This is a genomic window from Streptomyces sp. NPDC046860 (assembly GCF_040645115.1).
Taxonomy (GTDB): domain Bacteria; phylum Actinomycetota; class Actinomycetes; order Streptomycetales; family Streptomycetaceae; genus Streptomyces.
The window spans coordinates 213,687-227,599 of sequence record NZ_JBEYXQ010000007.1 but is presented as its reverse complement, the minus strand read 5'-3'; the positions used below and the strand labels follow the sequence as shown (position 1 = coordinate 227,599).

Genomic DNA, 13,913 nt, shown 5'->3' with positions numbered 1-13,913 from the left:
TGGCTGCGCCCGGAACGTCTGGGCCGGTAGGCTTTCCGTGTGATCTTCAAGCGCATCGGAAACGGCCGGCCGTACCCCGACCACGGCCGGGAGAGCACCCGGCAGTGGGCGGACGTCGCGCCGCGCCCGGTCCGCCTCGATCAGCTCGTGACCACCAAGCAGCAGCTCGACCTGGAGACGCTGCTCGCCGAGGACTCGACGTTCTACGGCGACCTCTTCGCCCACGTCGTGAAGTGGCAGGGCGACCTCTATCTGGAGGACGGTCTGCACCGCGCGGTGCGCGCCGCGCTCCAGCAGCGCCAGGTGCTGCACGCCCGCGTCCTCGAACTGGGCTGAGCGCTCCCCCGCACCAGCCACCCCGCGCGGCCCGCCGGTTACCTCTTTCGGGTTCCGCTAGGCCGGATGGACTGATCATCTAATAGGCATCGCGGCCCCGGCGCACTACGCTGCGTTCATGAGCATGCTGACTCCCCCCGGCATGGGCGGTAAATACCGGATCACAGGGGACACCTACCCTCGGATGCGCCCGCCCCGGCGACGCGGCAGGCTCGTCGCCGCCGTCGTGGCCTCCGTGGCCGCGCTGGGCGTCGCCGGCTGGGGCACGCTGCAGCTCATCGACGTCTTCACCGGCGGCGACGGCTCGGTGTCCGGCCACGCGGCGGACTGCCGCACCAAGACCAAGGCCGCCTCGGCCGCGCCGGTACGGGCCCTGCCCAAGCCCGGCACCATCACCGTGAACGTCTACAACGCCACCACGCGCTCCGGGCTCGCCAAGCAGACGGCGGACGAGCTGAAGAAGCGCGGCTTCAAGATCGGCGACGTGGGCAACGCGGACAAGCAGTTCGACAAGAAGGTCAAGGGCACCGGGCTGCTCATCGGGCCCGCCGCCGCCCTCGACACGACGCTGCCGGTACTGAGCACCCAGCTCACCGGCGCCGAGCGCCGCACCGACGCAGCCCGCAAGAACGCCACCCTGGACCTGGTCATCGGGGACGGGTTCAAGACCCTCACCCAGCGGCCCGCGGCCGACAGCGCGGTCACCAGGCTGACCGCGCCGCAGCAGGTCACGGCGGTCACGACCGCCGAGAAGAAGACCTGCTGATCCGGGGCCGCCCGGCCGGGCGGCCCCGTCGGCGTCACTACTCGGCGGCGCCGTACAGACGGTCGCCCGCGTCGCCCAGGCCGGGGACGATGTAGCCCTGCTCGTTCAGGCGCTCGTCCACCGCGGCCGTGACCACGGTGACCGGGGTGCCCGCGAGGTCGCGCTCCAGGATCTCCACACCCTCGGGCGAGGCCAGCAGGACCACGGCGGTCACGTCGTCGGCACCGCGGGCGATCAGCTCGCGGATGGCCGCGACCAGGGTGCCGCCCGTGGCCAGCATCGGGTCCAGGACGTACACCTGGCGGCCGGAGAGGTCGTCCGGCATGCGCGAGGCGTAGGTCTCCGCCTGGAGCGTCTCCTCGTTGCGGATCATGCCCAGGAAGCCCACCTCGGCGGTCGGCAGCAGCCGGACCATGCCGTCGAGCATGCCGAGGCCGGCGCGCAGGATCGGCACCACCAGCGGGCGCGGGCGGGCGAGCTTGACGCCGGTGGTCCGGGCGACCGGCGTCTGGATGTCGACGGCCTCGGTGCGCACGTCCCGCGTGGCCTCGTAGGCGAGCAGGGTGACCAGCTCGTCGGCGAGACGGCGGAAGGTCGCGGAGTCGGTGCGCTGGTCGCGCAGCGTGGTGAGCTTGTGAGCGACCAGAGGGTGGTCGACGACGTGGAGACGCATGCCTTCAACAGTAACCGTGCCCGCCCCGTGCCTCGTGTCGGCATCAAACCGCCCGTCCGGGGGAATGCGATGGAGACCGACCGGGGTGGTGAGACCGTGCCTGACCTGCCAGACCTGCCGAACAACGGCCCGGCGTCGACCGGACCGCTCGCGCCCTTCCGGCCCCCGAGGCCCGAGACGGAAGCCGAACGCAGGCGCAGGCGCGCCCAGTTCCTCCGCGACCTCGCCGAGGCCCGGCAGCTGCGCGACCGGGTCCAGCCGCGCCGCGCCAAGGCGGCCCGGCTGCGCCACGCCATGCGCATGCGAACGTTCCGCTGGTAGCCCCCGCCGTCGTACGGTCCTGTCAGCAAGCACCGGGGAAAGCTCCCGGCGAGCATGATCGGCGCCCGTCCCGCGGCCGCGGAGACGGGCGTGCGTGGGCACCCGCGCAGCCGCGTACGATCCGCAGGTGGCGGCAACGGGTGTGCTGGTGAGCCCTTTACGGACCCACGGTCGGCCGTTTGAGCGCGGACGACCGAAACAGCCGGACACAGGGAGCCGAAGACGTCCCCTGAGCGACTTGTTTCTGCCACGATTCCCAGTGGGCGGACCCCGGAGCGCACCAGCTCCCTCCCGCCCGGACCTCCGCCGGGGGGACCCCCAACCGGCACGCCTATGACCAGTGGGAGAGTCACGGTGTACTTCGCCGCACTGCTCGCGCGCACCGAAGACGGGTGGGAAGCGAGCGACACGGAGCTCGACGATGTGGAGACCCTGTCCGATCTGGCCGACCTCGCCCGCGAGGCATCGCCGGAGGAGGACACGGTGCTCGTCCTGATCGAGCAGGAGGACTCCTGGTTCGGGGTCGTCCGGGTGGACGGGGAGGAAGACCCCCGCATCTACGTCTCCGACGCCGCCGCGGCCGCCCGCAGCGCCTACGGGGAGCTGCTGCTCACCGACGAGCTGCTGGGCCGCGAGCCCGGCGCCGACGACGGGCCCGACCTGGACTCCCTGGACCTCGACGGCACGGAGGACGGCGAGTCCGAGGGCGAGGAGGGCGAGGAGGGCTCCGACGCCGACGCCGTCCCGCACAGCCCGGTCGGCGACCGGCTGATCCTCGGCGATCTCGGCATCGGCGAGCGGCAGCTGCGTGCCCTGGACGCCGATGACGCCCTGGGCGCGATCGCCGAGGCGCTGGGCGCCTCGGAGGTACTGGAGACCGTCCGCTGACCGCCCCGTACGAGACCCGAGGAACCGTGGACCCGGTGCGCGACCCCTGGCGTCCCGCGATGCGGCTCGCCCTGGCCGAGGCCGGGCGGGCCGCGCTCGGCGGCGACGTCCCGGTGGGCGCCGTCGTGCTCGGCCCGGACGGCACCACCGTGCTGGGCGCCGGGCACAACGAGCGGGAGGCCACCGGCGATCCGACCGCCCACGCGGAGGTGCTGGCGCTGCGCCGGGCCGCCGCCGCGGCCGGCGAGTGGCGGCTGACCGGCTGCACGCTCGTGGTGACGCTGGAGCCGTGCACGATGTGCGCGGGCGCGCTGGTGCAGTCCCGCGTGGAGCGGGTGGTCTACGGCGCCCGCGACGACAAGGCGGGCGCGGCCGGCTCCCTCTGGGACGTCGTGCGCGACCGGCGGCTCAACCACCGGCCGGAGGTCGTTCAGGGTGTGCTCGCCGAGGAGTGCGCGCGGCCGCTGACGGAGTTCTTCAGAGGCCGCTGAAAGCCCTGCTGGGAGGGGCTCCGGGTATCGATTTCTGCCCATGGGGCACCTTGCTGTAAGGTCTCCCTCGGTAGCGTGTCCGAGCGGCCGAAGGAGCTCGCCTCGAAAGCGAGTGTGGCGCAAGTCACCGAGGGTTCAAATCCCTCCGCTACCGCTTCGGAAGGGCCCCGTCCACGGACGGGGCCCTTCGTGCGTTCCGCCTCGGGCCGCACCAAGTACCGATCACCCGCGCCCTGTTGGGTGCATCGAGGCGCGTGACGGCTACACTCACCGCCGCAGGCAGGTCAGTGGGGTCCAAGAGACAGGGGAGGCCGCGGTGGCGGTGAACGCCAAGAAGATCGTCGTGTTCGCGCTCGTCGGCTTCGCGATGTACGTGATCATCACGGACCCGGCCAAGGCCGCCGACTACGTCCAGATAGCCTTCGAGGGCATATCGGACGCCGCCGGGGCGATCGGGGACTTCATGACCTGGGTCGTCGACGGCGGAAAGAGCTGACCCGGCCGAACGAGCAAGAGGTACGTCGCATGATCCGCCACCTGGTCCTGTTCAAGCTCGACGAGGGCGTCGGCCGCGACGACCCGCGCGTCCAGGAGGGCGTGGCGGCGTTCCGCGCCCTGGGCGGGCAGATCGGGGAGCTGCGCTCCTGGGAGTGCGGCTGGAACGTCACCGACCGCCCCATCGCCTACGACTTCGCCATCAACTCCTCCGTCGAGGACACCGGCGCCCTCCAGCGCTACCTGGACCACCCCGCCCACCAGGCGGGCGTCGCACTGTGGCGGGAGTTCGCCACGTGGGTGATCGCCGACTACGAGTTCTGAGCCCGGACGCGCTCCGGACAGCGAGCCCTCCGCCTCCACGGCGGGGGGCTTTTCGCGTGCGTCGATCCATCCATTGGCGTCGTTTGAGGCCCAACACGGCGTTATGCGGTGCTTGCACACAGTGCACATGTCTTGTGATGCTATGACCGCTTTTGACGGATGATTGACCGATGAAGAGGTGGCGTTGACCGTGTCGGCCAGTACTGCGCCGCCCCAGACGGAGGCCCCCGTGTCCCTCCCCGCGGCCTCCGCCACACCCCCTCCCGAAAAGCGCCGGGGCGCCGACACCCGGGCCCTGACGCAGGTGCTCTTCGGCCAGCTGAAGAACCTGACGCCGGGCACGCCGGAGCACAACCGCGTACGCGGAGCGCTCATCGAGGCCAACCTCCCGCTGGTCCGCTACGCCGCCGCGCGCTTCCGCTCCCGCAACGAGCCGATGGAGGACGTGGTCCAGGTCGGCACCATCGGCCTGATCAACGCCATCGACCGCTTCGACCCCGACCGGGGCGTGCAGTTCCCGACCTTCGCCATGCCGACCGTGGTCGGCGAGATCAAGCGCTACTTCCGGGACAACGTCCGCACCGTGCACGTACCGCGCCGGCTGCACGAGCTGTGGGTGCAGGTGAACGGCGCCACCGAGGACCTCACCACCGCCCTCGGCAGATCCCCCTCCACCGCCGAGATCGCCGAGCGCCTGAGGATCAGCGAGGAGGAGGTGCTGTCCTGCATCGAGGCCGGACGCTCGTACCACGCCACCTCACTGGAGGCCGCGCAGGAGGGCGACGGGCTGCCCGGGCTGCTGGACCGGATCGGGTACGAGGACCCGGCGCTGGACGGCGTGGAGCACCGCGACCTGGTCCGGCACCTGCTCGTCCAGCTCCCCGAGCGCGAGCAGCGCATCCTGCTGCTGCGCTACTACAGCAACCTGACCCAGTCGCAGATCAGCGCCGAACTCGGCGTCTCCCAGATGCACGTGTCCCGGCTGCTCGCCCGGAGCTTCCAGAGGCTCCGGTCGGCCAACCGCATCGAGGCATGACCGGCGCACGGGAGCACGGAATGGAAAAGAGCAGGTAGAGCCGGTTCGCATGCGGGATCGAATGATCACCGCCAGGAGCGAATCACGCCCCGCGACCGGTGTCGGCAATTGTGCGCCGAAAGGCCGTCAGACCCCGTTCCGCCAGGGCTTCTTGGCGTCTCACGTGTCGACATGTCACTACAGCGCGTTGCCGACATGTGACATTCTGCGGGAAGCGCGTTTGCCGAGGCTTCGGCTCCGGTATTCAGGTGAAGGCCGCACTGTCCGATCACGGCGGTGCGCCGCGACCGTCCCGCGACCCAAAGGGGGTGGCATGTCCGCAGAACAGGGCAGCTCGAAGGTGCTCACGAAGACCGTGGCAGCGCCGCAGAAGCTCGACGCTCTCGACGTCATCGACGGCTTCGAGGGCGTCCCGGCCCTCGACGCCACGCCCGCCCCCGCCGTCCCGGCACCGGCACCGGCTCCCGACGCGGCACCGGCCGCCGAGGGCCCCGCGCTGCCGCCGGTTCCCTCGGGGGACATCGACACCCGTACGCTCTCCCGCTCCCTGTTCCTGCGCCTGGCCGCGCTCGGCGAGGACAGCCCCGAGCGGGGCTACGTCCGGGACACCCTGATCGAGCTGAACCTCCCGCTCGTGCGGTACGCGGCGGCCCGGTTCCGCTCGCGCAACGAGCCGATGGAGGACATCGTCCAGGTCGGCACCATCGGCCTGATCAAGGCGATCGACCGCTTCGACTGCGAACGGGGCGTGGAGTTCCCGACGTTCGCCATGCCGACGGTCGTGGGTGAGATCAAGCGGTTCTTCCGCGACACCTCGTGGTCGGTGCGGGTGCCGCGCCGGCTGCAGGAGCTGCGCCTGGCGCTGACCAAGGCCAGCGACGAGCTGTCCCAGCGCCTGGACCGCTCCCCGACCGTGCCGGAGCTGGCGGCCGCGCTCGGGGTCTCCGAGGAGGACGTGGTCGACGGTCTGGCGGTGGGCAACGCCTACACCGCCTCCTCGCTGGACTCCCCGGCCCCCGAGGACGACGGCGGCGAGGGCTCGCTGGCCGACCGCCTCGGCTACGAGGACACGGCGCTGGAGGGCGTGGAGTACCGGGAGTCGCTCAAGCCGCTGCTGGCGAAGCTGCCGCCGCGCGAGCGCCGGATCATCATGCTGCGCTTCTTCGCCAACATGACCCAGTCGCAGATCGGCGAGGAGGTCGGCATCTCGCAGATGCACGTCTCCCGGCTGCTGACCCGCACGCTGTCCCAGCTGCGCGAGGGACTCGTCTCGGACTGACGGACCCGAAGACCGACGGACCTCGCAAGGCCCGCCCGGCCCGTGTCACGCGCTTCGGCGCGGACGCGGGCCGCGGCCTTTTCGAGGGGGCTCCGCGAGGGAGCGGGGGGGTCAGCTCAGCGCGAGCCAGGCGACAGCGGCGACGACCGCCACGGCCACGATGACGCCGACGATCAGGCCGACTCGGGGACCGGAGGAAGCGGCCTGCTGCTGACGAGCCGGGGGAGTCTCGTCGACGAACGCGCGGAACATCTGGGTGCTGCCTGCGGGGTCGTAATTGCCCTGGGGGCCCTGGGTGTTAGCCATGGGCCGAGACACTAGCGAATCCGGGTGCCGGCCCCAAGTGCGGGGCCATGGGGACAGAGCCGGGCAGGCCACCCGTGCCCACCTGCACGTTTACGATCGCAATACTTGCCTTTGCCAAGTTTTTGCGCCACCGGACCCCGATTTATTTGCCTACAGCAACCAAGCATCTCTATGGTTGCCCAAAGCAACGAATACGGGAGGTGTGATGGCCGGGCAGGCGCAGTTCGAGGAGCTGGCACGTCAGCTCAGTGCCGTCGGCGCCGTGAAGCGCGACATCGGGCGGATACTCCCGCCCGACTGCCCGGCCGGTACGGCCGCCGTGCTGACCCTGCTCGGCCGCCACGAGGAGATGCGCATGAGCAGGCTCGCCGAGCTGCTCGCCGTCGACATGTCGGTGACCAGCAGGCACGTCGCCCACGCAGCCGCACGCGGCTGGATCGAGCGTTCGCCGGACCCGGCGGACAAACGCTCGCGCATCCTGCGGCTGACACCCGCGGGCAGCGACCAGCTCGTGGAGCTGTCGCTGCGCACCAGCCGGCTGCTGGCCGAACGGCTGAGCGACTGGACCGACGACGAGGTCGCCCAGCTCATCCAGCTCATGACCCGGCTGCGCGCGTCGTTCGGCGACTGCCGCTCCGGCGTGCCGAGACCGGCCGCCCCCGTGTCCGAGGAAACCCGTACACCCGCGATCACGTAAGTAAAGGAAGCCCATGGCAACGACCACACCATCCGGTGTGCGGGCCCACGCCAGGCACGGGGGCGGGGCCGAGCAGGCCCCGATGACCCACCGGCAGATCATGGAGGCGCTCTCCGGGCTGCTGCTCGGCATGTTCGTGGCGATCCTGTCGTCCACGATCGTCTCCAACGCCCTCCCGCACATCATCGGCGACCTCGGCGGCGGCCAGTCCGCCTACACCTGGGTCGTCACCGCGGCCCTGCTGTCGATGACGGCCGCGACCCCCCTGTGGGGCAAGCTCGCCGACCTGTACAGCAAGAAGGCGCTCGTCCAGATAGCCCTGGTCATCTACGTCGTCGGCTCGATGGCGGCCGGTCTGTCGCAGAACCCCGGCATGCTGATCGCCTGCCGTGTCGTCCAGGGCATCGGCGTCGGCGGTCTGTCCGCCCTGGCGCAGATCGTCATGGCGGCGATGATCTCCCCGCGTGAGCGCGGCCGTTACTCCGGCTACCTCGGCGCGACCTTCGCCGTCGCCACCGTCGGCGGCCCGCTGCTCGGCGGTGTCATCACCGACACCTCGTGGCTGGGCTGGCGCTGGTGCTTCTACGTCGGCGTGCCCTTCGCGGTCATCGCCCTGATCGTGCTGCAGAAGACCCTGCACCTGCCCGTGGTCAAGCGCGAGGTGAAGGTCGACTGGGGCGGCGCGGCCCTGATCTCCGCCGCCGTCTCGCTGCTGCTGGTCTGGGTCACCTTCGCCGGTGACAAGTACGACTGGCTGTCCTGGCAGACCTACGCGATGGTCGCCGGCTCGATCGTGCTCGGCGCGCTGTTCGTGCTCGTCGAGGCCAAGGCCAGCGAGCCGATCATCCCGCTGCGCCTGTTCAGGAACCGCACCATCACGCTCGCGTCGCTCGCCTCGCTGTTCGTCGGTGTGGCCATGTTCAGCGGCACCGTGTTCTTCAGCCAGTACTTCCAGCTGGCCCGCGACAAGTCGCCGACGATGTCCGGCATCCTGACCATCCCGATGATCGGTGGTCTGTTCATCTCCTCGACCGTCTCGGGTCAGTTCATCACCCGTACCGGCCGCTGGAAGGCGTGGCTGGTCAGCGGTGGCGTCCTGGTCACCGCCGGACTGCTGCTGCTCGGCGGCATCCGGTACGACACGGACTACTGGAAGATGGCCGTCTTCATGGGCCTGCTGGGTCTCGGCATCGGCATGATGATGCAGAACCTGGTGCTCGCCACGCAGAACCAGGTGGCGCCCTCCGACCTCGGCTCCGCCAGCTCCACGGTCACCTTCTTCCGCTCCCTGGGCGGCGCGGTGGGCGTCTCGGCGCTCGGCGCGGTGATGGCCCACCGGATCACGCACTACGTCACGGACGGCATCGGCTCGCTCAGCCCGAAGTACCAGGCCGCGATGGCCAAGTCGGGCTCGACCGACACCATCCCGGACATGGACTCGCTCCCCGGTCCGATCAGGAACCTGCTGGAGAGCGCGTACGGCCACGGCATCGCCGACGTCTTCATGATCGCCGGTGCCCTCGCCGCCATCGCGTTCCTCATCACCCTGTTCATCAAGGAGGTCCCGCTGAAGACCAAGGGCGCGCTCGCGCAGTCCTCCGAGGCCGAGGCCCCCGTCACCGACCCGGCCGCCACCCCCGCGGTCGCCGAGGCCCAGCAGGTCCCGGCCATGGCCTTCGCCACCACCGAGGGCGCCCCCTCGGCCGACGGCACGGCCACCGCGACGGCCACCGTCCCGCAGGTCACGGCGGTCGCCATGGCCGGCGAGTCCGGTCCGGCCGGCGGCACCCCGGTGCACGGCTTCGTGCGCGGCGCCGAGAGCGCCCCGGTCCCGGGCGCGGCGGTCACGCTGATCTCGCTGGCCGGCCGCCAGCTCGGCCGCGCGGTCGCCCAGGCCGACGGCGCCTACGCGCTGGCCGCGCCCGGCACCGGCTCGTACGTGCTGATCGCCTCCGCCGACGGCTTCCAGCCGCAGGCGTCCACGATCGTGGTCGGCGAGGAGCCGCTGTCGTACGACATCCTGCTCAGCGGCACCAGCGGGCTGACCGGTGTGGTCCGGGCGGCCGGGAGCGCGCTGCCGGTGAAGGACGCCATGGTCGTCGTCACCGATGTGCGCGGTGATCTGCTGGCCGCCGCGCAGACCGGCGAGCAGGGCGAGTTCGGGTTCACCGAGCTGGTCCCCGGCACCGTGACGATCGCGGTCAACGCCGCCGGCTACCGGCCGCGCGCGCTGCCCGTGGAGGTCGCCACCACCGGCGTCACCCGCGTGGAGGTCGACCTGGACACCGGCGCGCTGCTCAGCGGTGTCGTCCGGGCCCCGCACGGTCCGCTGGCCGACGCCCGCGTGACCCTCGTCGACCAGGCGGGCAACGTGGTCGGCAGCGCCACCACCGGTGCGGACGGCGCGTACGCCTTCACCGACCTGGACGGCGGCGAGTACACCGTGATCGCCACGGGTTACCCGCCGGTGGCCACCGCGCTGACCGTCGCCGGTACCGGCACGGACGGCCACGACATCGAACTCGCCCACCCCGGCGAGTAGTTCACCCGACCGGCCCGTGGCCCGCGCGCACCGCGGGGGCCACGGGCCGGTCCTGCGACCGACGCGCGCTCAGCCGCGCAGGGAGAAGAACGCCATGGCACTGACCGCGAGAATCCGCACCCGCGACGGCTGGGCCGTCTCGCACGCGGTGGTCACGGTGGCCGACATGACCGGTACGCAGATGCTGCGGGCCGAGGCCGACGCCGAGGGCGTGGTGCGCGACGACACCGCGCTGGCCCCGGGGGCGTACACGGTGATCGTGACCGCCGTCGGGTACGCGCCCGTCGCCTCCAGCGCGCTGGTCACCGCGAGCGGCCGGGCCGAGGTCGGCTCGGTCACCCTGGCCCGGCAGGGCGGCACCGAGCTGCCCCCGCCCGGCCCGTGGACCATCGACCCCGTGCACTCCTCGGTCGGCGCGGTCGCGCAGCACCTGGGCATCTCCAGCGTGCGGGGCCGGTTCACCGAGTTCGGCGGGCGCATCGAGATCGCGCCCGACGACATCACCGGCTCCCGCGTGGACGCGGTCATCCAGGCGGCGTCCATCGACACCGGCAACGGCATGCGGGACACCCACCTGCGCTCGGCCGACTTCCTCGACGTGGAGAAGTACCCCGAGCTGACCTTCCGCTCCACCGGGCTGTCCCAGGCCGGGCCGGACCGCTGGACCGTGCACGGCGAGCTGTCGATGCACGGGGTCGTCCGGCCGGTCGATCTCGACCTCGCCTACCTCGGCACCGGCGCCGACCCCTGGGGCGGCACGCGGGCCGCGTTCCGCGCGACGGCCGAGCTGCACCGGGACGACTTCGCCATGAACTACAACCAGGTCCTCCAGGCCGGCATCGCCGCCATCGGCACCACGCTGCGGATCGAGCTGGACATCCAGGCGGTCCAGGGCGACGCGCTGCCTTCGCTCTGACAGGGACACAGGGACGTCCTACGCTCGGCGCATGGCACCCAACATCGCTACGAACACCGAAGTGACCCTGCCGGAGCTGCTGGACTTCGTACGGCCCCGCCATCGCGCCATCCTGCTCACCCGGCGCGCCGACGGCGGGCCGCAGGGCTCCCCGCTGACCTGCGGGGTGGACGACTCCGGCCGCATCGTGGCCTCCACCTATCCGGAGCGGGCCAAGACGCGGAACGCCAGGAGGGACGACCGGGTCAGCCTGATCGTGCTCAGCGACGACTGGAACGGGCCCTGGGTCCAGGTCGACGGCAGGGCCGAGGTGATCGACGCCCCGGACTCCGTCGAGCCGCTGGTCGAGTACTACCGGAACATCGCCGGTGAGCACCCGGACTGGGACGAGTACCGCAAGGCCATGGCCGAGCAGGGTAAGTCGATCATCCGGGTCACGCCGGAGCGGTGGGGACCGGTGGCGACGGGCGGTTTCCCGGCGCGGCTGGCGAGCGGCTCCTGACTCCCGTGGCCCGTGGCCGGCCCCTTGGAAGGGGTCAGCCGCGGGCCACCATCGCCTCGATGCCCTCGATCAGCAGGTCCAGCGCGAACGCGAAGTCCCGGTCCAGCATCTCCTGGACCGTGTCACCGCCGCGCGCGGCCATCAGGGCACGGGACTCCCGCATCACCTCGGAGGTGCCGGCCACCTCCGAGGCCAGGTGGAGCGACTGCTGGAAGTACTCGTCCGCGCTCAGCCCGGTGTCCGCGATCCGGGCGTGGAAGTGGCCCTCGATCGTGCCGTAGCCGTACACGAACTGGAAGACGGCCGAGATCGCGCCCGTCACCCCGTGCGCGGGCAGCCCGGCCCGGCCCACCACCCGCTGCACCACCCGGGAGAACGCCAGGGAGCGGGGGCCGATGTTGAGGAACCGGCCCGCGATCGGGGACAGCCAGGGGTGGCGCACCATCATCGCCCGGTAGTCGGCAGCGAGGGTGCGCAGCTGCTCGCGCCAGTCGGCCTCCGCGTCCTCGGGGTCCGGCAGCGGCAGCTCGCCGAAGGCCGTGTCCAGGGCGAGTTCGAGCAGGTCGTCCTTGGTGTCGACGTACCAGTAAAGGGACATCGCGGTCACGTTCAGCTCGGCCGCCAGGCGGCGCATGGAGAAGCGGTCCAGCCCCTCGGCGTCCAGCAGGGTCACGGACACCGCGGTGATCCGGTCCCGGTCCAGGCCCGAGGGCTGCCCGCCCCGGCCGCGCCGCTCCTTGCCGGTCAGCCACACGCTGCCGCGGGCCGGGCGGTCTTCCTTGGGGCCGTCTTCCTTCACCACCGGGCTTCCCTCCGCAGCACGTCGCTCATCGCACACCTTGCCAGGTCCGGGCGGCTCAACCACCCCGGCTCAGACGGCATCGCGCTGGGCCCGCTTGAGCAGGGCCGCGGCGAGAAGGCCACCGGCCAGCACGGAGACCGAACCGACCAGCTGTCCCGCGCTCAGCCCGGCCGACAGGGTGCGGCCCGAGGCGAGGAAGGAGCTGAGCACCGCGCCGAGCACGGCCACCCCGAGACCGTTGCCGAACTCGGCCAGCGTGCCGTTGATCCCGGCGCCGACCCCGGCCTTCTCCGGCGGGATGGCGCTCATGATGGCGTGCGCCATGGCCGGGTTGGCGAGGGCGCATCCGGCGCCGATCAGCACGAGTCCGAGCAGCGTCCCGGCGTACCCGGTGGAGGCCAGCTCGGCGATGGAGACCAGGCCGCCCGCCATCAGGGCCATGCCGAGCGCGATCGCCACCGGGGTGCCCAGCCGGGCCGCCCACCTGGCGGACAGGCCGCTGAAGTTGAGCAGGACCACGGTGAGCGCCAGCGGCGCGGTGCGCAGCCCCGCCTCCAGCGGGCCGTAGCCGAGCACGAGCTGGAGGTGCTGGGTGAGCAGGAACAGCGCGCCGCCCATCCCGAAGGTGATCAGCACCGCCCCGGCGACGGCGCCGGTGAACCTGCGGTCGCGGAAGAACTGGAGGTCGAGCATCGGGTCCTCGGTCCGGCTCTCCCAGTACGCGAAGACGGCCAGCACGACCACCGCCACGGCGGCCGAGCCCAGCACACGGGCCGAGGTCCAGCCGTGGTGCGGGCCGGAGATGACCGCGAAGACCAGGGCGGTCATGCCGATGGTGGACAGCAGCGCGCCGAGCAGGTCGGGGCGGGCGGGCAGGCCGGAGGCGCCGAGGGCGGGCGCGGCCTTGGACTCGGGCACGAGCGCCACCACGGCGACCAGGCCGAGGGCGGCGACCGGGAGGTTGATGAGGAAGATCGCGCCCCACCAGAAGTGGTCGAGGACGAAACCGCCGATCAGCGGGCCCGCCGCGAAGCCCAGCGAGTTGACCGCGGCCCAGATGCCGATGGCCCGGGGCTGCTCCTCGGGCGTGAAGATCTGCATGGCCACGGCGAGCGTGGTGGTCAGCAGCAGCGCGCCGCCGACGCCCATCCCCGCGCGGGCGGCGATCAGCTGGCCGGTGGTGGTGGAGAGGCCGGCCGCCAGCGAGCCGAGGCCGAACACGGCGAGCCCCGCGACCAGCATCTTCTTGCGGCCGTACCGGTCGGCGGCGCTGCCCGCGGTGAGCAGCAGGCCGGACTGGACCAGGGAGTACGCGTTGATCATCCACTGGATGTCGGAGGTGGCCGCGTGCAGCCGGTGAGTAAGGGAGGGGATCGCCACGTTCAGCACGGTGTTGTCGAGCAGCACGGTGAGCTGGGCGAGGCAGATCACGCCGAGGATCAGCCAGCGGCGGGGGTGGCCCTGGGGGGCCTTCTGGAGCGGAGGGGCGGAGAGGTCGGGAGCGGACATGCCGTACACCGTATAGCGAATTCACTATAC

General features: G+C 71.7%; 17 protein-coding genes and 1 tRNA gene. 14 read left to right on the top strand and 4 right to left on the bottom strand.

Annotation, left to right across the window (positions count from 1 at the left end):
• Window positions 1–39 precede the first annotated feature (39 nt).
• Window positions 40–336: a type II toxin-antitoxin system VapB family antitoxin gene (locus ABZ898_RS13310; RefSeq protein ID WP_003986294.1), complete on the top strand. Its 297-nt coding sequence runs from the start codon at window positions 40–42 to the stop codon at window positions 334–336.
• Between the two features lie 118 nt (window positions 337–454).
• Complete coding sequence (locus ABZ898_RS13305; RefSeq protein WP_361656818.1) at window positions 455–1,102, top strand: LytR C-terminal domain-containing protein; 648 nt, start codon at window positions 455–457, stop codon at window positions 1,100–1,102.
• A 37-nt stretch (window positions 1,103–1,139) separates the two neighbouring features.
• On the opposite strand, the gene upp is transcribed toward ABZ898_RS13305, so the two are convergent.
• Window positions 1,140–1,775 (bottom strand): uracil phosphoribosyltransferase, encoded by a 636-nt coding sequence (upp, locus tag ABZ898_RS13300; protein ID WP_361656816.1) that lies wholly within the window; start codon window positions 1,773–1,775, stop codon window positions 1,140–1,142.
• Window positions 1,776–1,889: 114 nt separating this feature from the next.
• Between upp and ABZ898_RS13295 the strand changes: the two genes are divergently transcribed.
• The 8 genes from ABZ898_RS13295 (at window position 1,890) to ABZ898_RS13260 (ending at window position 6,609) form a co-directional block, all read left to right on the top strand.
• The gene (locus ABZ898_RS13295; RefSeq protein WP_361657073.1) at window positions 1,890–2,096 is read left to right on the top strand and encodes a hypothetical protein; all 207 of its coding nucleotides are present in this window, start codon (window positions 1,890–1,892) and stop codon (window positions 2,094–2,096) included.
• A 354-nt stretch (window positions 2,097–2,450) separates the two neighbouring features.
• A complete protein-coding gene (locus tag ABZ898_RS13290) occupies window positions 2,451–2,984 on the top strand; it encodes a hypothetical protein (RefSeq protein ID WP_361657070.1) in 534 nt (177 codons plus the stop codon).
• A 59-nt stretch (window positions 2,985–3,043) separates the two neighbouring features.
• Window positions 3,044–3,475, top strand: a complete 432-nt coding sequence (gene tadA / locus ABZ898_RS13285; RefSeq protein ID WP_361657067.1) for a tRNA adenosine(34) deaminase TadA — start codon at window positions 3,044–3,046, stop codon at window positions 3,473–3,475.
• A gap of 69 nt (window positions 3,476–3,544) precedes the next feature.
• Window positions 3,545–3,629 (top strand) — tRNA-Ser (locus ABZ898_RS13280).
• Window positions 3,630–3,791: 162 nt separating this feature from the next.
• A complete protein-coding gene (locus ABZ898_RS13275; protein ID WP_161146439.1) occupies window positions 3,792–3,971 on the top strand; it encodes a hypothetical protein in 180 nt (59 codons plus the stop codon).
• 29 nt (window positions 3,972–4,000) lie between these two features.
• Complete coding sequence (locus tag ABZ898_RS13270; protein ID WP_361656813.1) at window positions 4,001–4,294, top strand: Dabb family protein; 294 nt, start codon at window positions 4,001–4,003, stop codon at window positions 4,292–4,294.
• A gap of 178 nt (window positions 4,295–4,472) precedes the next feature.
• A complete protein-coding gene (locus ABZ898_RS13265; RefSeq protein WP_361657064.1) occupies window positions 4,473–5,330 on the top strand; it encodes an RNA polymerase sigma factor SigF in 858 nt (285 codons plus the stop codon).
• Window positions 5,331–5,643: 313 nt separating this feature from the next.
• Window positions 5,644–6,609: an RNA polymerase sigma factor SigF gene (locus ABZ898_RS13260; protein ID WP_361656810.1), complete on the top strand. Its 966-nt coding sequence runs from the start codon at window positions 5,644–5,646 to the stop codon at window positions 6,607–6,609.
• A gap of 111 nt (window positions 6,610–6,720) precedes the next feature.
• Here ABZ898_RS13260 and ABZ898_RS13255 read toward each other — a convergent pair whose 3' ends face one another.
• Window positions 6,721–6,915 carry a hypothetical protein gene (locus tag ABZ898_RS13255; protein ID WP_361656808.1) on the bottom strand — a complete coding sequence of 65 codons (195 nt, stop codon included), beginning with the start codon at window positions 6,913–6,915 and terminating at the stop codon, window positions 6,721–6,723.
• A 205-nt stretch (window positions 6,916–7,120) separates the two neighbouring features.
• Here ABZ898_RS13255 and ABZ898_RS13250 point away from each other — a divergent pair, with 205 nt between their 5' ends.
• From ABZ898_RS13250 to ABZ898_RS13235, 4 genes are all read left to right on the top strand, one after another.
• Complete coding sequence (locus tag ABZ898_RS13250; protein ID WP_361656805.1) at window positions 7,121–7,612, top strand: MarR family transcriptional regulator; 492 nt, start codon at window positions 7,121–7,123, stop codon at window positions 7,610–7,612.
• Window positions 7,613–7,625: 13 nt separating this feature from the next.
• Entirely contained in the window at window positions 7,626–10,154 is a 2,529-nt protein-coding gene (locus tag ABZ898_RS13245; RefSeq protein WP_361656802.1) for an MFS transporter, read from the top strand.
• Between the two features lie 94 nt (window positions 10,155–10,248).
• Complete coding sequence (locus ABZ898_RS13240) at window positions 10,249–11,070, top strand: YceI family protein (RefSeq protein WP_361656799.1); 822 nt, start codon at window positions 10,249–10,251, stop codon at window positions 11,068–11,070.
• 31 nt (window positions 11,071–11,101) lie between these two features.
• On the top strand, window positions 11,102–11,572 hold the full coding sequence (locus ABZ898_RS13235) for a PPOX class F420-dependent oxidoreductase (protein WP_361656796.1): 471 nt from the start codon (window positions 11,102–11,104) through the stop codon (window positions 11,570–11,572).
• Window positions 11,573–11,606: 34 nt separating this feature from the next.
• On the opposite strand, the gene ABZ898_RS13230 is transcribed toward ABZ898_RS13235, so the two are convergent.
• Together ABZ898_RS13230 and ABZ898_RS13225 are read right to left on the bottom strand one after the other, a co-directional pair.
• On the bottom strand, window positions 11,607–12,371 hold the full coding sequence (locus tag ABZ898_RS13230; protein ID WP_361657061.1) for a TetR/AcrR family transcriptional regulator: 765 nt from the start codon (window positions 12,369–12,371) through the stop codon (window positions 11,607–11,609).
• 72 nt (window positions 12,372–12,443) lie between these two features.
• A complete protein-coding gene (locus ABZ898_RS13225) occupies window positions 12,444–13,883 on the bottom strand; it encodes an MFS transporter (protein ID WP_361656793.1) in 1,440 nt (479 codons plus the stop codon).
• Window positions 13,884–13,913: the final 30 nt, after the last annotated feature.